This is a genomic window from Streptomyces sp. NPDC000878 (assembly GCF_053599695.1).
Map to the genome: position 1 here is coordinate 16,031 of NZ_JBSFMT010000041.1, position 18,337 is coordinate 34,367.

Consider the following 18,337-nt stretch of genomic DNA (forward strand, 5'->3'; position numbering starts at 1 on the left):
GGTTCGCCAGATGGTGTGCCACTGGTCACCGGGTGTCAGGTAGGAAAGCGCCACCCCGACCCGGTCGCCGAGGAACACTCCCCAGGGTGTACCGGAGCGGCCGGGCCGGGCAGCGCACGACCGACGCAGGCACACGAAGGGATCTGTTTCTCCCATGTACGCAGCATCGTCCTCCGTGTCCGCCCCTCCCCGGCTGCTGCACCCCCGCCCGGGTGGCAGCGGCCCCTACCTCGACCCCGCGCGTCCGGCGGCCCCTGTACTGGGTGCCGGTGCCGGCCGGGCACGACGGCTGCCGGGGATCGGTACGCAGCCGCTCAGCGGGAGACTCGACCTGTCCGGCGCACAGGGCGCCCAGCTGCGCACGGCGATCGCGTCGGTGCACCGGATCTGCCCGGAGTTCGCCCCGGTGCAGGTGCTGCGCCGCAGCGGACGCTCGGTGCTCCTGGTCGGGACGACAGGGCGGAGCACGGCCGTCGCCAAGTGTTTACTGGACCAGTCTCCCGCGTGGGCCGAGCGGATCCGGCACGAAATAGCCGCTTACCGCTCGTTCGTCCGGCACCGCCCGCCGGTGCGGGTGCCCCGGCTGATCGCGGCGGACCCGGACAACTGCACGCTGGTCATCGAGCGGATGCCGGGCCGGGTCGCGGCCCTGCAGCGGCATCCGGTCGAGGCACCGCCGCGTGCGGACATCAGGGCGGCGCTGAGCGCGATCTGCCGGCTCAACGCCTGGCGCCCGCCGGCGGGCACGTTCGACGCCCCGCTGGACTACGCGGCCCGTATCTCCCGGTATCACGAGCTGGGTCTGCTCACCGACCGGGACATGGGCGATCTGCAGAAGCTGGTGCACGGCATCGCGCACTCGGCGGGCCGCCAGGGCATGGGCCAGTTCTGCCACGGCGACGCACTCCTGTCCAACATCCTCCTCTCACCGGCCGGTCCAGTGCTGGTGGACTGGGAGCACGCGGGCTGGTATCTGCCGGGGTACGACCTGGCGACGCTGTGGGCGGTCCTCGGTGACGCGCCGGTGGCCAGGCGGCAGATCAGTCAGCTCGCGCAGTCGACGGGACCGGCGGCACGGGACGCCTTCCTGGTGAACCTGATGCTGGTACTGACGCGCGAGATCCGTACGTACGAGCTGGCCGTGCAGCGTTCGATGCACGAGACGACCCCGGCGGCACCGGGTCCGGCCGGGCCGGGTGCTGCGCCGTCCGGCGAGGAACAGCGGCTGCTGCTGAGGCGGCTGCACGACGACTGCCAACTGGCCCGACGGGCCGTGCGCGCGGCGGTCGGCACTCGCTGACGGGGGACGTGGCCCGCGATGCGCCTGGACAGCGGCGCATCGCGGGCCTTCGTCATGCCTGGCCGCGGGACGTCGCGAAACGCCGCCCGCACCCTGATTGACATGGGAACTCTCCGGCCTCTGGGCATCATTGACGGATCGTCGGGCAGCCGATAGCACTGACATACGTTTCGGCCCCGTACGCACCCCCACGACCGCCCGTCCCAGGAGGCCGCCTTGCGAGGATCCGCCGACCCCACGTATCCCACCGATCCCGGACGCAGACGCCTGCGCAGAACCGCAGGTGCGCTCGCCTCGGCGGCGCTGCTGCTGCCGCTGCTCGGCGCGGCCCCGGCCGACAGCGGCGCCCCGGCCACCGGGCTGCAGCGCGCCTTCGCCGCGGCGTCCGAGCAGTACCACGTACCGCAGAGCGTCCTGCTCGCCGTCTCCTACCTCCAGTCCCGCTGGGACACGCACGCCGGGGCGCCCAGCGTCACCGGCGGCTACGGCCCGATGCACCTCACCGACGCCCGGACCGCCCTCGCCGACGCCCCGCACCACAGCGAGGGCACGGAGGACGCGCGCGGCGACAGTGCCCGTCCGGCCCTGCACCCCACCACGGAGGTGCCGACACAGGCCGAACTCCCGCCCCGGCTCAGGACGTTGACGAAGGCGGCCGAGCTGACCGGGCTGCCCGCCGAGCAGCTCCGTACCGACCCGTCGGCGAATGTCGCCGGCGGCGCAGCCCTGCTGGCAGCCGCCCAGCGGGACCTGGCCGAGCCGCTGAGCGCCGACCCGGCGGACTGGTACGGCGCGGTGGCCCGCTTCTCCGGCGCCGACGACACCGCGACTGCGGCGGCGTACGCCGATGACGTGTACGACGTCCTGCGCACCGGCGAGCGGCGCACGACCGACGCGGGACAGCGGGTCGCTCTCGCCGCGCGCCCCGAAGTGGCCCCCGAAACCGCCCAGTTGAAGCGGACCGGGCTGCGGACGGTGTCCGCCGAGGGCACCGAGTGTCCGGTGACGGTGTCCTGCGAGTGGATTCCGGCGCCCTACGAGGAGTTCGGCGACGGCGACTACGGCAACCACGACCTGGGCAACCGCCCCGCCTCTCAGAGCATCCGGTACATCGTCGTCCATGACACCGAGGACGCCTGGGACGGCGTACTGGCCATGGTCCAGGACCCGACCTATGTGTCCTGGAACTACACGCTGCGCTCGACGGACGGGCACATCGCGCAGCATGTGAAGGCGAAGGACGTGGCCTGGCACGCGGGCAACTGGTACGTCAACGCCAAGTCGATCGGTCTTGAGCACGAGGGGTTCCTCGCGAGCCCGGACGCCTGGTACACGGAGGCGATGTACCGGGCGTCGGCCCGGCTGGTGCGGTATCTGGCGGCCGAGTACGGCATCCCGCTGGACCGGCAGCACATCCTCGGCCATGACAACGTGCCGGGTCCGACCACCTCGACGGTCTCCGGGATGCACACCGACCCGGGCCCGTACTGGGACTGGCAGCACTACTTCACACTGCTGGGCCGCCCCTTCGAGCCCACGGCCCGCCGGGGCGGCGACAGCGGTGTGGTGACGATCCGGCCGGACTACGCGTCGAACCGGCCGGTGTACACGGGCTGTGTCACGGCGGGCCAGGCGTGCGCGGCCCACGGGTCGAGCGAAGTACGCCTGTACTCGCAGCCGGACACCACGTCGGCGCTGATCAAGGACATCGGGACGCACCCCTCGGGCGACGGCACCTCGTCGACCGGCGTCAACGACGTCGGGTCGCGCGCCTCCACCGGCCAGCAGTACGCCGTCGCGGAGCGCAGGGGCGGCTGGACGGCGATCTGGTACCTCGGCCAGAAGGCCTGGTTCCAGAACCCGGCCACGAACCCGACGGCGGTGAGCGCGACCGCAGCGGTCGTCACACCGAGGGAAGGGCTGACGGAGATCCCTGTGTACGGAAGGGCGTACCCGGAGGCCTCGGCCTATCCGGCGGGCGTCCCGGCCCAGACGGTCTCGCCGCTGCCGTACAAACTGCCCGCGGGCCAGAAGTACGTGGCCGGGGACAAGGTGCCGGGCGAGTACTACTACGCGGTCACCTTCGACACGTCCGCGCACCGGGTCGTGGTGGGCAAAGACCAGTACTACGAGATCCAGTACGGCCACCGGGTGGCGTTCGTGAGGGCGGCGGACGTACGGCTAACGGCTTAGCCGAGGGCCCCGCGCCCCTTTGGGGCGCGGGGAACTGCGCGACCAGCCACGACGGACCCGCGCGTACCCACAACGTCTAGCTGGTCTGAAAAAGCTCCGCCGGCAGCGGCTTCAGCAGCGCGTACAGATCGTCTGTGATCGGACGATCCCATGCCGCGATGGTCACCAGGACGTTGTCGCTGCGGTCGAACTGCACGCAGGCGATCCGGCTCTCGGAGAGCTTGAGACGGCGCACGATCAGGAGGTTGTCGCCCTGCATCACCGGGACGTCCTCGGTGCCGACGACGGTGACCTCCTCCTCGTTCTCCAGGGCCAGCAGCAACTGGGCCACCTCGAACGGGACCTCGTCCTCGGCGACGTCACGGGCCGGGGAGCCCTCCGGCAGATTGCCGATGACCATCGCGGGACCACGGCCGCCGAACAGGTCGTAGCGCAGGAAAACGCCCTGGCAGCTGCCGTCGGGCGCGGGCAGCAGGCCCGCGCCCAGATTGCCGGGCCAGTCACCCGGATCCATGGCCAGAACATCGAAGTCGGGGCCGGCGGGAGTGGCACTGCGGCGGCGGAGGAACGACATACAGCAATGGTACGTGCCCCGCCGGACCTCCATGTCCCTCGGGCACCAGACGCTCCGCGGGACAGGCTCTTCGTTTGCCACCGGCCGGTGGGGGCTGGTCGCGCAGTTCCCCGCGCCCCTTAGGGGCGCGCTGCACCACACCGAGTTCATCAGCTCAGGTCAACCAGCCTGCTTGTGCCGCTCGTGGTGACGAGCCACCCTGGCCCGGTTCCCGCAGGCCGGCCTGCACCACTCCTGGCGCGGATGCTCCTTGAGGAAGTAGCGCACACAGCGCGGTGCGTGGCAGGCCCGCAGCCGTGCCCGGTCCGGGCCGGCGAGAAAGGCGACGGCGGCCTGCGCGAGCACGGCCACGACCTCCCCCTCGCCTCGTACGCCCTGGTGGCGTACGACGGGTTCGGCGTCGTCGGCCCAGTCGAGCACCGGAACGGTGGGGGTGCGGGCGGCGGCCACGTTGAGCCGCCGCAGCGCCTCGGGCAGGGGCAGCAGCCGCGCCGCGTCCGCCGGGCTCGGTGCCCCGGGCCGCACCGCGCGGGCGAACAGGGTCCGGACAGCGGCACGCAGTTCTCGTACGGCGGTCAGCGCGGCCTCGTCGGCGACGAAGCCGTCGGTGTCCGGCAGGGTGTCGTGGTGGGCGCGCACCCAGGTGGTGAGGCCGGTGGGGTCGGTGAGGTCGTCGGCGACTCCGCCGTCGCCGTCGTGGCGGACGGTGAGGGCGAGGTCGAGGGCGAGCCGCGCGTCGCTGGTGAGATCACTCTGGATCAGGTCCCGCATGGAGCTAATGCTAAGCCCCGCCACACCCATTAGCGCGAAGTTTCCTCGCCCCCGCCGCCCCTACCCTTCCCATCCCGTTCCGGGGGGGGGGGGGGGCCCCCCCCCCCCCCCCCCCCCCCCGGCGTGGGGGGGGGGGGGGGGGGGGGTTGTTGGTGGGGGGGGGGGGGGGGGGGGGGGGGGGGGGGGGGGGGGGGGGGGGGGGGGGGCGTCGTAGGGGGTGTTTTTCGCCCCCGCCGCCCCTACCCGTCCCATCCCTGGGGGCTGCGCCCCCAGACCCCCCTATCGGCCTGAACGGCCTCGTCCTCAAACGCCGGACGGGCTGAGTGGGTGGGGTTCGGCGGGTGGGTGGGAAAGAGGCTCGCGCTGAACGCGCTTGTCCTCAAACGCCGGACAGGCTGAAAAACCAGCCCCGGCCGGTGCCGAAGAGACACCGCCTGTACTGCGGAAGCGGCGGCGGGTAGGCGGGCGGGGAATTGGGTGGGCTGGGCACGGTTGTCCTCGGACGCCGGCCGGTGCTTGATCTTTCAGCACTGGCCCGTACCCCCACTCAGCCCGTCCGGCGTTTGAGGACAAGGCCCGTTCAGGGCCGGAGCGGGGGTTCGGGGGCGCAGCCCCCGAGGGATGGGAACGGGTAAGGGCGGCGGGGGCGACAACAACCCGGCCTCAGGTTGGCTCGCTCGCCCCCTCCACCAGTGCTGTCTGGATCAGTGTCGCCTTGCGGCGTACCACGTACTGGGCCCTGCCCGGGGGGAGGTTCCGGGGCTTGGTGTTGCCGAAGACGTAGCCCTCGCTCGGGGGGCAGGACAGCAGGACGCCCGGGGTGTTGACCTCGTCCAGGCGGCGCAGGAGCTGGTCGTTCAGGCCTCGGCCCGCTCCCGTCGCCGAGCGGACCGCGATCACGTGGAGGCCGAGTTCGTGGCCCAGGGCCAGGTGGTCGAAGAGTGGGGTGAAGGGGTGGTCGTAGTTGTTGCTGCCGACCACCATGTCGTAGTCGTCGACCAGGACGAACAGGCGGGGGCCGTTCCACCAGTCGGCCAGGCGCATGCGGGCCGGGGTGATGTCCGGGCCGGGGAGGCGGGTTTTCAGGGCGCGGGCCGAGCCGCCCACCAGTTCCTTCAAAGCGTCCACCGAGACTGCGTGGCCCAACTGGTATTCGGCCGGTACCGCGTCCACCAAGTCGCGGCGGTAGTCGACCACCAGGATGCGGGCCTCCGCCGCCGTGTAGCGGGCCGTGATCGCCTGGGCTGCGAGGCGTAGCAGGTTCGTCTTGCCGCTTTCCGTGTCGCCGACTGCGACCAGGTGCGGGGTCCGGCTGAAGTCGTGCCAGACCGTCGACAACTTCTCCTCGTCCTGGCCGAGGGGCAGGCGCAGGCCGTCGGTCAGTTCCGGGGCCGGCAGTGCCGAGGACGGCAGGCGGTGCGGGAGCATGCGTACCGGCGGCGCGGGCGGGCCCGTCCAGGCCTCCGCGATCTTCTCGACCAGGGCCGTCACGCCTTCCGCGAGGTCCTCCGCGTTGTCGCTGCCGTCGATGCGCGGGAGTGCGGTCAGGAAGTGGAGTTTGTCGCCGGCTGTGAGGCCTCGGCCCGGGGTGCGGGGCACGGTGGCCGCCTTGCGGACGTCCACCACGGAGTCCATCGTGTCGCCGAGCCGCAGCTCCAGGCGTGTGGCGCTCTGGTCGCGAATCTGTGCCGAGAGTTCCACCCAGCGGGTGGTGGTGACTATGAGGTGGATGCCGTAGTTCAGGCCGCCGGTGGCCAGTTGGTTGAAGGTGGGGAGCAGGTTGTCGAAGTTCTGTTTGACCTGGGCCCAGCCGTCTACGACCAGGAAGACGTCGCCGTGGGTCTGGTCGGCGAACTCCCCGGCCGCGCGGCGCCGTCGGTAGGTGGCCATGGAGTCGATGCCGTTGTCGAGGAAGAACTGCTCGCGCTGGTTGAGCACGCCGGTGACCTCGGCCACCGTACGGCTGATGCGTTCGCTGTCCAGCCGGGCCGCGACCCCGCCGACGTGCGGCAGGCCCGCCAGGGAGGAGAGCGTGCCGCCGCCGAAGTCCAGGCAGTAGAACTGGACTTCGGTGGGAGTGTGGGTGAGGGCGAGGGACGTTATCAGGGTGCGCAGGACTGTGGACTTGCCGCTCTGGGAGCCGCCGGCGATCGCCACGTGGCCGCCGCCCGCCGACAGGTCCACCACCAGGGGGTCGCGGCGCTGGTCGAAGGGTTTGTCGACCAGGCCTACCGGTACGCGTAGGCGTCCTGTGCCTGGCCAGCCGGTGGCGGACAGGCCTCGGTCGGGCGTGGGGGTCAGGCCCGGGAGCAGGGCGTCCAGGGCGGGGGGTGTGCTCAGTGGCGGTAGCCAGACCTGGTGGGCCGTCGGGCCGTGGCCGCGCAGGCGGTCCAGGGCGACGGTCAGGAGGCTGTCGGTGGACTCCGTCTCCTCCTCCTGCCGCGGGTCGGGTACGGCGGCCGGGGTGCGCGGCACCACCCAGCCCGCCGACCAGGGCACGACCTGGCTAGCGACGCGGGCCTGTACGACGGCGCCGCGCCGGTGCCGGTACGGGCCGGAGACGTACGCCGCCCGGAAGCGGGTCAGTGCCTCTACGCCGCTCTTGAGGAAGCCGGCGCCGGGCTGGGAGGGGAGCTGGTAGGCGTCGGGGACGCCCAGGACACCCCGGCTCTCCATCGCGGAGAAGGTGCGCAGGCCCACTCGGTAGGACAGGTGGCTCTCCAGCTGGTGCATACGGCCCTCGTCCAGGCGCTGGGAGGCCAGGAGGAGGTGGACGCCGAGGGAACGGCCCAGGCGGCCGATCATCACGAACAGGTCCATGAACTCGCGGTGCGCGGCGAGGAGTTCACTGAACTCGTCGACGACCACGAAGAGGCTGGGGAGGGGGGCGAGCGGGGTTCCCGCGGCTCTTGCCTTCTCGTACTCCAGGGCCGAGGAGTAGTTGCCCGCCGCTCGCAACAGCTCCTGGCGGCGGATCAGTTCGCCGTGCAGGGCGTCCTGCATACGGTCCACCAGGGCTACTTCGTCGGCGAGGTTGGTGATCACTGCGGAGGTGTGCGGGAGTTCGTCCAGGCCGAGGAAGGTCGCGCCGCCCTTGAAGTCGACCAGGATGAAGTTGAGGGTCTCGGAGGAGTTGGTGAGGGCGAGGCCCAGGACGAGGGTGCGCAGCAGTTCGCTCTTGCCGGAGCCGGTGGCGCCGATCAGCATGCCGTGCGGGCCCATGCCGCCCTGCGCGGACTCCTTGATGTCGAGTTCGACGGGCGCGCCGTCGGCGCCGATCGCGACCGGTACGCGCAGCCGGGCGGCGCCGGTGTGCTTGCGCCAGAGGGTCGCCGGGTCGTGCCGATAGAGGTCGGGGATACCGAGCAGGGTGGTCAACTGGACGTCTGCGGCAAGGGGTTCGGCGGAGTCGGCGGTCAGGCCCATCCGGTACGGGGCGATCAGCCGGGCCAGTGACTCGGCGACGGCCGGGCCGACCCGGTCGGGGCGCCCGAGCAGGGTGGTCTGTTCCTTGCGGGTGCGGTCGGTGCGTACGAGGCGTACCGCGGCCGGTGTCACGTCCAGGCGCAGGGTGGTGCGGCCGGGGCGCCAGGTGAGGGCGCCGGACAGGTCGAGGACGATGGTGTTGCGGAAGCCGGGGCCGTCCAGGCGGTGGCCGGCCGGCACGGTGACGCCGTCGACGACGATCACCGTGAACGGCTCGTCGCGGCCGGGCGCCGCTTCGGGGTCGAAGACCGGGCGCTCGGTGAACTCGGCGCCGAGCAGGTCCTCCAGGTCGTTGAAGGCGGTGGCGACCATCCGGGCGGGGCCCGCGCCGTCCTGCTCCTGGGGGTGCAGGTTGTGCGGCAGCCACTTCACCCACTCCCACTCCGCGCGCCGTTCGTCGGACACGCACAGCGCCACCCACAGCTCCTCCGGCGGGTGGAACAGGGCGAGTTGGCACAGCGCGGCCCGGACCATGGCGCGTACGGCGGCGTCGTCGCCGCGGGTCAGGACGCGGGACCAGGAGCGGAGGTAGAGGGCGATGGGCTGCTCTGGCACCGTGCTGTAGGCGCGGACGAAGCGGCGCAGGGCGTGGGCGCTGAGCGGTTCCAGGTCCTCAACCGGCTTGGTGGAGAGGGGGTTCAGCCGCATGGCGAACTGCTGGTCGCCGACGGCTATCCGCACCTCGCCGAAGTCCTCGTCCTTGACGCGCCGCTCCCACAGGCGGGTGGTCCGCACCATCGTGCGCAGCACCTTGGGGTCGGGGTGGCGCCAGGCCAGCGCCAACTGCTGTTCCACGACGGCCCGGTGGACCTTGCGGCGGGTCTGGGTGAGATAGCGCAGATAGTCGCGCCGCTCACCGCGCAGGCGTTCCTTGCGTTCGCCCGCCTTGCGCATCACCTGGCCGACCATCATGGCGGCGGAGGCCAGCACCATCATGCCGAGGGCGATGTACATGAACGCGCCGTTGCCGCCGCCGGGCCGGATGAACATCAGCATCATCGACACCGACATCATGGCCATCGGCAGATACGTCCAGACCGCCGAACTGTCCGCGACGACCTCGGGCAGCGTCGGTGGTTCCTGGAGAGTCAGCTCGCCCTCGGGCATGTCCGGGCCCCGGCGGCGGGCCGGCCTGCGGAACAGAACCACGCTCAACGCACATGCTCCTTCACAGGGGATGAATAGCCACCCGGTCGCAAATCGGTCAACAGGGGCGCGGCAGCGGGCACTTGTGACACGCCACTGAAACGGGACCCATAATTCCGTTCGATCGGCGGTCAGTAGTCTGCCTGCCAGCAACTCGTACGTCCAAGCGGACGCGAACACGAATGTGCGTGAACCGGAACGCGAACACGAACGTGTGTGAACCGGAACATGAACCGGAACGTGCACTGAACGAGAGCGCGTTCGCCGCCCGAGATCTTTTGGAGACGTGAGCCCCACGATGACCGACAGCTCCGTTGCGGGCCTGTGCCGCCTCACGGTACGGGCCCCGGCCAGGACCATCGATCTGGCGGTGCCCGCAGACGTGCCCGTGGCCGATCTGCTGCCCACCGTGCTGCGTTACGCCGGGGAGGAGATCGAGGAGAGCGGCCTGGAGCACGACGGCTGGGTCCTGCAACGCATGGGCGGCGCCCCGCTGGACGAGGAGAGCACCCTGGAGGCGCTCGACCTCAAGGACGGCGAGGTGGTGTATCTCCGCCCGCACACCGAGGCGTTGCCCGAAGTACGGCTCGACGATCTGGTGGACGGCATCGCCAATGTCACCCGGGACCGGCTGCACGGCTGGAACCCGGCGGCCGGGCGCCGGCTGTTGCTCGGCATGACGGTGGCCGCGCTGACGCTCGGTCTGCTGGTGCTGGCCTGGCCCGGCGGCCCGGCCTCGGTCCGGATCGGCACCGCGGGTGTGGCCGGGCTGCTGCTGCTCGCCGGTGCGGCCTCGGCCAGCCGTGCGGTCGGTGACGCGGCGGCGGGCGCGACCCTCGGTTTCATGGCGGCGCCCTATCTGGCGCTGGCGGGCTGGCTGATACCGGGCGGGGAGATCGCCGGTCCGGACGCCCACCAGGTGCTCGGCGCCCGGCTGCTCGCCGCCGCGGCGGCCGGAGCGGGCGGCGCCGTGCTGGCGCTGGCCCTGGCAGCCGTACGTACGCCTCTGTTCGTGGCGTCGGCGCTGGTGGCCGTGGCCGGGGCGTTGGCGGGCGCTCTGATGAGCGTCCTCGACCTCTCGGTGGACGGCGCGGCGGCGGCGGTGGCCGCGCTGACGGTGCTGCTGGGCGGGTTCGTGCCCTCCCTGTCGTTCAAGCTGGCCGGGATGCGGATGCCGGCGCTGCCGACGAACGCGCAGCAGCTCCAGGAGGGCATCGAGCCCTACAACGGGCGGGACGTGGCCACCCGTACGGAACTCGCGAGCGGCTGGATGACCGGCCTGTACGCGGCGACCGGCGTCCTGTGCGCGGGCTGTCTGGTACCGCTGACCAGGAATCCGAGTCTGCCGGAGACCCTGACGGCCGTGGTGCTGGCGCTGCTTCTGCTGCTGCACGGCCGGGGGATGGTCAACGTGTGGCAGCGGCTGGCCCTCGTACTGCCGGGCGCGCTCGGTGTGGCCCTGCTGGTGCTCGCACTGGCCGTGGACACGGCACCGGCGGACCGGCCGCTGCTCGTGGTGGGACTGCTGGCGCTGGCCACCGTCCTGGCCGTCGCGTCGTGGACGGTACCGGGGCGGCGGATGCTGCCGTACTGGGGCCGGGCGGCGGAACTCCTGCACTCCCTCCTGGCGATGGCCCTGCTCCCTCTGACCCTGTGGGTGCTGGGCGTGTTCGCCGCGTTGCGCTCGCTCATGGGCTGAGACGGGTGGGGTGGGTGGTGCGGGGAGGGCAGGCGGTGCGGGTAGTACGGCTGGTAAGGGCAGGGCAGCTCGCGTGGGCCGTACCGACTGCGGCGCCAGGAGCGCGGGCGGTGCGGGCAGTTCGGCCGGTGCGGGCGGTGCAGGCGACCTTCCCGTGTCGGGTGGGCAGGTCGTGTGGCTTGGTCGACCGGTCGGGCTGGACAGGCATGCCGCTTGGTCGTCGGCCCCGGCAGGGCCGGTGTACGGCTTGGCCGTCGGCAGGGCGACCTGAATGTCGGGCCGGGGAGGACAGCCGTACGGCTCCCCCGCCGGGTCGGTCGAAGCGGTCCGGGGCGGCTCGTGCGCCGGCCCCGGCCGGGGCGGACGTACGGCTTGGGTACTGGCCCTGACCGGACGGGCGACCCGACCGTCATAGGCACCCCGGCAGAGAGTCACCGGCCCCGGCGGCCGACCCGCCACCCCCGGTCTACTGGAAGGACCCGCGGTACATGCAGTCCAAGCGCGATCAGGTGCAGGCGCACACCTTCATCATGAGCCGGCTCACCTCGGGCATGCTGCTCGCCGATCCGGATGCCCCGGAGAGCCCGCTCGGGCGTACCACCCGGGGGGCGGTGGCCGGGCTGCTGATCACGGTGCTGATCGCGGCGGGGGCGGTGGTGTTCGGGCTGATCTCGCCCGGGGGGAATGATTCCTGGCGCAGTGGCGAGTCGCTGATCGTCAACCGGGAGACGGGGGCCCGGTATCTGTATCTCGACGGGCGGCTGCGGCCGGTACGCAACTATTCCTCCGCGCTGCTCATCGGCGGCGCGGATCTGGCCACCACCGATGTGTCCACCGCTTCGCTGCGCGGCACGCCCGTGGGCGCCGCGGTGGGGATCGCGGGGGCGCCGGACTCGGTGCCCGGCACGGGGGACCTGGAGTCCGGTGCCTGGCAGGTCTGTTCGGCGCTGGGCAGCGTCACGAGTGCCGACGGTACGGTCACCACGCGCGCCGTGACGGCCCTGGTGGCCGGAGCCACAGTGGCGGGCGATCCGGTCGGCGTCGGTGAGGCCGTGCTGGTGAGCGGGCCGGACAAGAAGACGTATCTCGTGTGGCAGGGCAGCCGGTTGCCCTTGGACACCGAGTCCGGTGCGCTGCTGTCGCTGGGGTACAGTTCGGTGACCCCGCGTCCGGTCTCCGCCGCCTTCCTGGACGCACTGGTGCCGGGCGCCGCGCTGGCCCCGCCGCAGGTGACGGGGCTGGGGTCGGCGGGGCCGTCGCTGGGCGGTACGGCCACCAAGGTGGGCCAGGTGTTCCAGGTCACCGTGCCGGGCGATTCCTCTGGCACGGGGACGGGCGACGACTCCGGTGGGCAGTACTACCTGTTGCGCGGCGAGGGGCTCGTCCCGGTCACCGCGACCGGGGCCGCGTTGCTGCTGGGCGACCCGGACATCCGGGCCAAGGCGTACGGCGGGGAATCGCCCGCGGCCCTGCCGATCGGCGCGGACGTGCTCAAGGACCATCTGGCGCCGGGCAGCACCGGCGTCGATCCCTCGGCCTCCGGGCTGCCCGACACCCCGCCCCGCGCGGTACGGGTGCCGGCCGGCTGGACGGCGTGCGCGCAGGTGAAGCCCGGGGCGGACGGTGTGCGGGTCAGCTCCCTGCTGGTGCGGGAGAGCGAGCTGGCCCCGGTCACCCAGGCGAGCGGCGAGCCGGTGGCGGCGGCCTGTCTGCCGGTGGACGCGGTCGTGGTGCGGCCCGGCCACGGGGTGCTGGTGCGGGCGCTGAGCGCGGGCGGCGGTGCGGTCGGCGCCGCGACCTACCTCGTGGGCGACGACGGGGTGAAGTACCGGGTGCCCTCGAAGACGGCCCTGGCCGCGCTCGGGTACGCGGAGTCCGACGCGCGCCAACTGCCCTCGCCGCTGCTGGCGATGCTGCCGACCGGGCCCGATCTGAGCCCGGAGGCGGCGACCGGAGCGGCGGCCCCTTCGACGGTGGCGGCGGTGTGCGGTCGTACCGGCGGAGCGTCCGAGGCGGCCGGGGTTCCGGGCGCTGCCAGCGTTTCCGGACCTTCCGGCGCTTCAGGCCCATCCGGAGCTTCAGGCTCATCCGGCGCTTCCGGCGCCTCGGAGAATGCCGGGACGTTGCTTTCAAGTAAAAGGAGTTGATCTGTGTCCGATCCAACTACCCCTGAGTCGCGCCGTGTTGCAACCATTTCAAGGGCAACTCTAGTCTCCTGAAGTCGAAGCAGTAGCCCGAAGTTGACGCAGTATCCGATCCCGAGGAGGGAACGATGGCAGGCAACGGCCAGCAGTCAAATGAACAGTCCACCCGCAACGGCATTCAGGCACTGGAGTCCGCCTTCAGCGGCATCCTGAAGTCGCGGCAGGACGTGGACCAGACGCGCGCCACGCTCTCCAGTGGCTACCAGGGCAGCGACGGCGGCCAGTTCGGCTCGCTGCTCAAGCAGTGGGACGACCAGTGCAACAGCATCCTGCGCAGTCTTGAGGACATGGTCGACAAGCTCAACCAGAGCCTCAGCCAGCACGGCAAGACCCAGGGTTCCTCCAACGAGTCGATCAACTCGGCCTACACGCAGTCGCAGGCCGCCTTCGACCAGCTCGCCGGCTGACCGGTCCGTCACCCGCCCAAGCCCGAATTCCCCCCAGTTCAGGAGAGGTTCTCATGTCCGACAACCTGACCGACGGTCACATCTACGTCGACTACAACCACATGAACAACGCCGCCGACGACATGGTCCAGCAGACCAAGGCGATCGCGAACACCCTCGCGTCGCTGGAGGCCGAACTCGGCGAGCTGGTCAAGTCCTGGTACGGCGAGGACGCCAACATGTACCGCCAGAAGCAGCAGGCGTGGGACGCGGCGGTGAAGAACATGGAGACGCTGCTCACCTCGCACTCCACGCTGCTGACGGACATCTCCGACAACTACCGCTACAGCGAGAACTCGCTCTCCCAGATGTGGTCCGAGGTCCAGATAGGCCGCTGACGCCGGACGAACCGGACGGACGGCCAGTAGGGCCGGAGCCCGTCCGGTTCCACCGTCGTCCCCCAAACCCCGCAGGAGGAAGCCATGGCGGATCTGACCCGGCTGGACGCGGCGTCGCTGAAGACGTTCAGGGAACACGACCTGGCCGAGTTCATCACCGATCTCAAGAACATCATGAAGGACGACTCCAACGGCGTGCGCTCGCTGCACAGCGTCGTCAAGGGCATCACCTCCCCCGACTACATCGGGGAGAACGCCGTGCTCGGCATCGGCCTGATGGCCGGTGACGACGCCGTCTACGGCAAGACGCTGCTGGCCTCGGTCCTGTCGTCCGCGACGTCGATCGACACCGTCCTCGAGGCCCAGGGCAAACTCTTCGACGACATCGACGACAACCTCGAGACCACCATCTCCACCCTGCTCAAGACCCAGGACACCACGCTCGAAGGCATCAACGGCGAGAAGTTCCTGGACATCTGGTCGGACATCGACGAGGACCTGGCCGGGGACGAGGACGACTGACCCGGGCGGCCCGCGCCGCCCCACTCGGTACGTCCTCCTCCCCCCACCCACCTCACGCAGCGGAGCCCCGCCATGCCGGCCAAGCACGACCCCGACGACTACTGGGGCCAGGCAGTCACCCTCCTCACCGGGTACGCCGTCCCCAGCCGGAAGACCCTCTTCGACACCCTGAGCAGCAAGGAACACATTCCGCTGTTCCGGGGCGGCCTCGAGTACCTCGAAGTGCCCATCCTGACCGAGCAGCACTTCACCGCCATGGTCGGCTGGCACGCGCAGGAGGGCGAGGACTACAACCTGGCGTTCGTCGACGCCGGCGGTGACGGCAAGCACGACTACGCCAACCTCTACCAGGCGACCATCGTCTTCATCGGCGTACCGGTGGACGGCAACGGCCGGGCCCGGCTGCTCGACGCCGGCGAGCTGACGGGCGGCGGCAAGTTCACCGGGTCCCAGGGTGACGAGTGGGACTTCGGCCCGTTCGCGCAGTACGCGAGCGGTTCCAAGGCGGCGCTGCAGAAGCTGCTCGCCGACGGGACCACTCGCGGCTTCTCGTACAACGGCTACGACGTGCTGAACGCCGAGGCCGTCGACGCCAACTCCTTCGAGCGCACCGCGCAGTCCTTCGACCGGACGATGAAGTTCTTCAAGGACCACGCCACGACGCTGACCCAGTGGGAGACCTCGCTCGGTGAGGAGAACGCCGCGTGGCGGGGCCAGGCGGCGGGGCTGTTCTGGCAGCTCGTCCACCAACTGCGCACGAACTACGACGACTACGTGGACCAGCTCGGCGGCGCCACCTTCACCGCGTCGCAGACCTTCAAGGGCGGCCACACCCCGCAGTCGAAGCTCAGCAACGCGCTGGCCGCTGCCCAGAAGGCCCTGCTGACCGAGGGCCAGAACCTCAACAACGCGTGGGACACCTGGGCCAGCGACGGCCGGCACGACCCGCACCGCATCCTGATGGAGCTTCTCGACGAACTCACCGTGTGGGTGCTGCAGAACAACATCAGGCACACCACAGTGCATTCGTACTCGGGGGAAGGGGCGGCGGGCTACTACTACAGCACGGACGACGACTTCAAGCAGAACCACCCCGTCTACGGGAACCTGAAGGACTACCCCGGCGCCTGGAAGAAGATCGCCGACGCCGCCGTCACCGCCTGGAACAAGCGTGTGCAGGACGTCCTCGTCGCGGCGGCGAGCCTGGCGATCACCAACCTCAAGACGACGTGGAGCGAGCTGGAGGACGCCTTCGAGGAGCTGGAGACGAAGAACACCTCCACGCTCACCGACCAGTACGACAAAGACCAGCGCGACATCCTCACCGACCAGGCGAACCAGAACCAGGAGAACCTCAACAACTCGCTGAACAACCTCGGCGACAACCTGAACAACCTGGGGGACGGGCTCGGGGACGGCCTGAACGATCTGGGCGACAACCTGGGCAACAGCCTCAACGGGCTCGGCGACAACCTGGGCGACAGTCTCAACGGCCTGGGCGACGGGCTGGGCGACAGCCTGAACGGTCTGGGCGACGGGCTCACCAACCTGGGCGACGGCCTCGGCGACGGACTCGGGCTCGGGGACGGCCTGGGAGACGGGCTCGGCAGCAATCTCGGCTCCAACCTGGGCACCGGCCTCGGTGACGGTCTCGGCACCGGTCTCGGCACCGGTCTCGGAACAGGTCTGGGCCTCGGTCTCGGGCTCGGTGGTACGGACGACGGCAACGACGCGACCAAGGGCTCCACGGTCACCAACCCGGACGGCAGCACCACCACGCTGAACCCCGACGGCACGCTGACCACCCGCTACCCCGACGGCACCACGCAGCTCCTGGACCCCGAGACCGGCACCATCACCACGACCGCCCCCGACGGCACGGTCACCACCGGCGACCTCACCGTCCCCGGCGGATACACCAACCCCGACGGCAGTGTCACCAGCCTCAACCCGGACGGGACGCTCACCACCAGGTTCCCCGACGGCACCGTCACCACCATCGACCCGGAGACCGGCCAGCTGACGACGACCAACCCCGACGGGTCGGTCGAGACCGGCAACATCGGCGGCCTCGGTGACGGACTGGGCGACATCGACCTGACCAGCCCCACCATCATTCCCCCGACCACCAGCACCAGTTCCCTGGGCGACCTCGGCAGCCTGAGCAACCTGGGCGACGGCCTGGTCGGTTCCTCCAGCAACCTCGGCTCGTCCCTCGGCGACGGCACCTCCGGGCTCACCTCCAGCAGTCTGCTGGGCAACGGCATCGACAGCGGCAACTACGCCGACTACGACGACGGCGAGGACAGCACGGGCGACCTGCTGTCGGGCGGCGCCCTCGGCGCCCCGGTCAGCGCGGCCACGGACGGCTCGGCGAACAGCTCGGGCGCGGCGGGTTCCGGCGGGTCACCGCTGTTCCCCGGCATGGGCGGAATGGGAGGCATGGGCGGCGGCGGAGCCGGTGGGGGCGGCAACGGCCCCTCGGAGCGGGTCCGCAACGTGCTCACCGAGCCCGGCGGCGGCAACGGCAGGCGTGGCGGCCGGCCCGGAGGGCGCAAGAGCGCCGCCGCCGAGGACGAGGACGTGACCGTCGTCCGGGGCCGCGGTACGACCACGAGTTCCGGCGCCGCCTACGTGGCGGCCGGAGCGGGAGCAGCCGGGCAGGGCAACCGGTCCACCGAGAGCGGCGACCGTGACCGCCAGAGCTGGATGGCCGAGCCGGAGGACGAGGACGTCTGGGGCACCGACGAGGGCGGGGCGCCCGCCGTGATCGGAAAGTGAGCGTGCTGGGCGTGGTGAGGGTGCTGCGGATGCTGAGCGGTTTGAGACGAGCGACGAAGGAGGCGCGGGCATGAGCGACATGCGGGAGACGATCGAGCAGCGGCTCGCCCAGGCCATGGCCGACCTGGAGACGACCCAGACGGAGGTGGCGCGGGCGGAACGCGAACTCGCCGACGCCACCTCCACCGTGCGCTCCCCCGACCGCTCGGTGGAGGTCACCGTCAGCGCGCAGGGCGACCTGACCGAGCTGAAGTTCCTGGACGGCAAGTACCGCACGATGTCCGCCACCCAGCTCGCGGCCAGCGTCCTGGAAGCGGTCCAGGAGGCCCGCGGGGAGATGGCCCGCCGGGTGATGGACGCCTTCGAGCCGTTCACCCGCCCGAACGACGCGGTGCCGGAACTGTCCGGGGTGAACATCGACTGGCAGAAGATCTTCGGCCCCGGGGTGCTCGACGGACCCGGGGGCGGGCACGGCCGTTCGTCGTCCAGCCGACTGCGCGACGAGATCAACGAGGACACGGAGGACTGATCTGACATGGCTGAGGGAAACGCGTACTACGCCGAGCCGGACCGGCTGGCGGCGGGTGTCCGGCAGATCAACGCGATCGGCACGTTCGCCCACGAGATGCTCCGCGACTTCACCACCACCGTGAACGACACCCACGGCTGGCCGGGCAAGGACGACAGCTTCGCGCGGGAGGTCATCCCGCAGGAGGTGAAGGAGCGCACGATGGCCGTCGACACCGGGACCTCCCTGGTCGAGGCGGTGGTGAGCGTCGCCGACGGCACCATGTCCAACCTGGAGAACATCCGCAACACCCAGAACGGCGTCATCGACTCCATCAACTCCGCGGGGAACCGCAACGGAAGGCGCTGA

Annotated in this window: 13 protein-coding genes; 10 read left to right on the forward strand and 3 right to left on the reverse strand. The window is 71.1% G+C overall.

Annotated features, from left to right (window positions below; all coding sequences use genetic code 11):
• Window positions 1-154: 154 nt before the first annotated feature.
• Both ACWDR4_RS30210 and ACWDR4_RS30215 read left to right on the forward strand, forming a co-directional pair.
• Complete coding sequence (locus ACWDR4_RS30210) at window positions 155-1,300, forward strand: aminoglycoside phosphotransferase family protein (RefSeq protein WP_450413263.1); 1,146 nt, start codon at window positions 155-157, stop codon at window positions 1,298-1,300.
• Between the two features lie 216 nt (window positions 1,301-1,516).
• Window positions 1,517-3,493, forward strand: a complete 1,977-nt coding sequence (locus ACWDR4_RS30215) for an N-acetylmuramoyl-L-alanine amidase (RefSeq protein ID WP_450413264.1) — start codon at window positions 1,517-1,519, stop codon at window positions 3,491-3,493.
• Between the two features lie 76 nt (window positions 3,494-3,569).
• Here ACWDR4_RS30215 and ACWDR4_RS30220 read toward each other — a convergent pair whose 3' ends face one another.
• The 3 genes from ACWDR4_RS30220 to eccCa all read right to left on the reverse strand — a co-directional run bounded on the left by ACWDR4_RS30220 (window position 3,570) and on the right by eccCa (window position 9,431).
• Window positions 3,570-4,067: a hypothetical protein gene (locus ACWDR4_RS30220; protein WP_450413265.1), complete on the reverse strand. Its 498-nt coding sequence runs from the start codon at window positions 4,065-4,067 to the stop codon at window positions 3,570-3,572.
• 159 nt (window positions 4,068-4,226) lie between these two features.
• On the reverse strand, window positions 4,227-4,838 hold the full coding sequence (locus tag ACWDR4_RS30225) for a CGNR zinc finger domain-containing protein (RefSeq protein WP_450413266.1): 612 nt from the start codon (window positions 4,836-4,838) through the stop codon (window positions 4,227-4,229).
• 663 nt (window positions 4,839-5,501) lie between these two features.
• On the reverse strand, window positions 5,502-9,431 hold the full coding sequence (gene eccCa, locus ACWDR4_RS30230; RefSeq protein WP_450413296.1) for a type VII secretion protein EccCa: 3,930 nt from the start codon (window positions 9,429-9,431) through the stop codon (window positions 5,502-5,504).
• Between the two features lie 337 nt (window positions 9,432-9,768).
• Here eccCa and eccD point away from each other — a divergent pair, with 337 nt between their 5' ends.
• The 8 genes from eccD to ACWDR4_RS30270 all read left to right on the forward strand — a co-directional run bounded on the left by eccD (window position 9,769) and on the right by ACWDR4_RS30270 (window position 18,337).
• Window positions 9,769-11,169 (forward strand): type VII secretion integral membrane protein EccD, encoded by a 1,401-nt coding sequence (eccD, locus tag ACWDR4_RS30235; RefSeq protein ID WP_450413267.1) that lies wholly within the window; start codon window positions 9,769-9,771, stop codon window positions 11,167-11,169.
• Window positions 11,170-11,657: 488 nt separating this feature from the next.
• Window positions 11,658-13,316, forward strand: coding sequence for a type VII secretion protein EccB (eccB, locus tag ACWDR4_RS30240; protein ID WP_450413268.1), 1,659 nt, complete (start codon window positions 11,658-11,660; stop codon window positions 13,314-13,316).
• Between the two features lie 125 nt (window positions 13,317-13,441).
• The gene (locus ACWDR4_RS30245) at window positions 13,442-13,780 is read left to right on the forward strand and encodes a hypothetical protein (protein ID WP_450413269.1); all 339 of its coding nucleotides are present in this window, start codon (window positions 13,442-13,444) and stop codon (window positions 13,778-13,780) included.
• Between the two features lie 53 nt (window positions 13,781-13,833).
• The gene (locus tag ACWDR4_RS30250; protein WP_450413270.1) at window positions 13,834-14,157 is read left to right on the forward strand and encodes a WXG100 family type VII secretion target; all 324 of its coding nucleotides are present in this window, start codon (window positions 13,834-13,836) and stop codon (window positions 14,155-14,157) included.
• Between the two features lie 84 nt (window positions 14,158-14,241).
• On the forward strand, window positions 14,242-14,679 hold the full coding sequence (locus ACWDR4_RS30255; RefSeq protein WP_450413271.1) for a type VII secretion system-associated protein: 438 nt from the start codon (window positions 14,242-14,244) through the stop codon (window positions 14,677-14,679).
• 72 nt (window positions 14,680-14,751) lie between these two features.
• The gene (locus ACWDR4_RS30260; protein WP_450413272.1) at window positions 14,752-17,460 is read left to right on the forward strand and encodes an AAWKG family protein; all 2,709 of its coding nucleotides are present in this window, start codon (window positions 14,752-14,754) and stop codon (window positions 17,458-17,460) included.
• A 70-nt stretch (window positions 17,461-17,530) separates the two neighbouring features.
• Window positions 17,531-17,989, forward strand: a complete 459-nt coding sequence (locus ACWDR4_RS30265) for a YbaB/EbfC family nucleoid-associated protein (RefSeq protein ID WP_450413273.1) — start codon at window positions 17,531-17,533, stop codon at window positions 17,987-17,989.
• Between the two features lie 6 nt (window positions 17,990-17,995).
• Complete coding sequence (locus ACWDR4_RS30270; protein WP_450413274.1) at window positions 17,996-18,337, forward strand: hypothetical protein; 342 nt, start codon at window positions 17,996-17,998, stop codon at window positions 18,335-18,337.

Coding starts and splice junctions, on each gene's coding strand:
- ACWDR4_RS30210 (WP_450413263.1), top strand. CDS start 155: ATGTACGCAGCATCGTCCTCCGTGTCCGCCCCTCCCCGGCTGCTGCAC.
- ACWDR4_RS30220 (WP_450413265.1), bottom strand. CDS start 4,067: ATGTCGTTCCTCCGCCGCCGCAGTGCCACTCCCGCCGGCCCCGACTTC.
- ACWDR4_RS30225 (WP_450413266.1), bottom strand. CDS start 4,838: ATGCGGGACCTGATCCAGAGTGATCTCACCAGCGACGCGCGGCTCGCC.
- eccCa (WP_450413296.1), bottom strand. CDS start 9,431: ATGCCCGAGGGCGAGCTGACTCTCCAGGAACCACCGACGCTGCCCGAG.
- eccD (WP_450413267.1), top strand. CDS start 9,769: ATGACCGACAGCTCCGTTGCGGGCCTGTGCCGCCTCACGGTACGGGCC.
- eccB (WP_450413268.1), top strand. CDS start 11,658: ATGCAGTCCAAGCGCGATCAGGTGCAGGCGCACACCTTCATCATGAGC.
- ACWDR4_RS30245 (WP_450413269.1), top strand. CDS start 13,442: ATGGCAGGCAACGGCCAGCAGTCAAATGAACAGTCCACCCGCAACGGC.
- ACWDR4_RS30250 (WP_450413270.1), top strand. CDS start 13,834: ATGTCCGACAACCTGACCGACGGTCACATCTACGTCGACTACAACCAC.
- ACWDR4_RS30255 (WP_450413271.1), top strand. CDS start 14,242: ATGGCGGATCTGACCCGGCTGGACGCGGCGTCGCTGAAGACGTTCAGG.
- ACWDR4_RS30260 (WP_450413272.1), top strand. CDS start 14,752: ATGCCGGCCAAGCACGACCCCGACGACTACTGGGGCCAGGCAGTCACC.
- ACWDR4_RS30265 (WP_450413273.1), top strand. CDS start 17,531: ATGAGCGACATGCGGGAGACGATCGAGCAGCGGCTCGCCCAGGCCATG.
- ACWDR4_RS30270 (WP_450413274.1), top strand. CDS start 17,996: ATGGCTGAGGGAAACGCGTACTACGCCGAGCCGGACCGGCTGGCGGCG.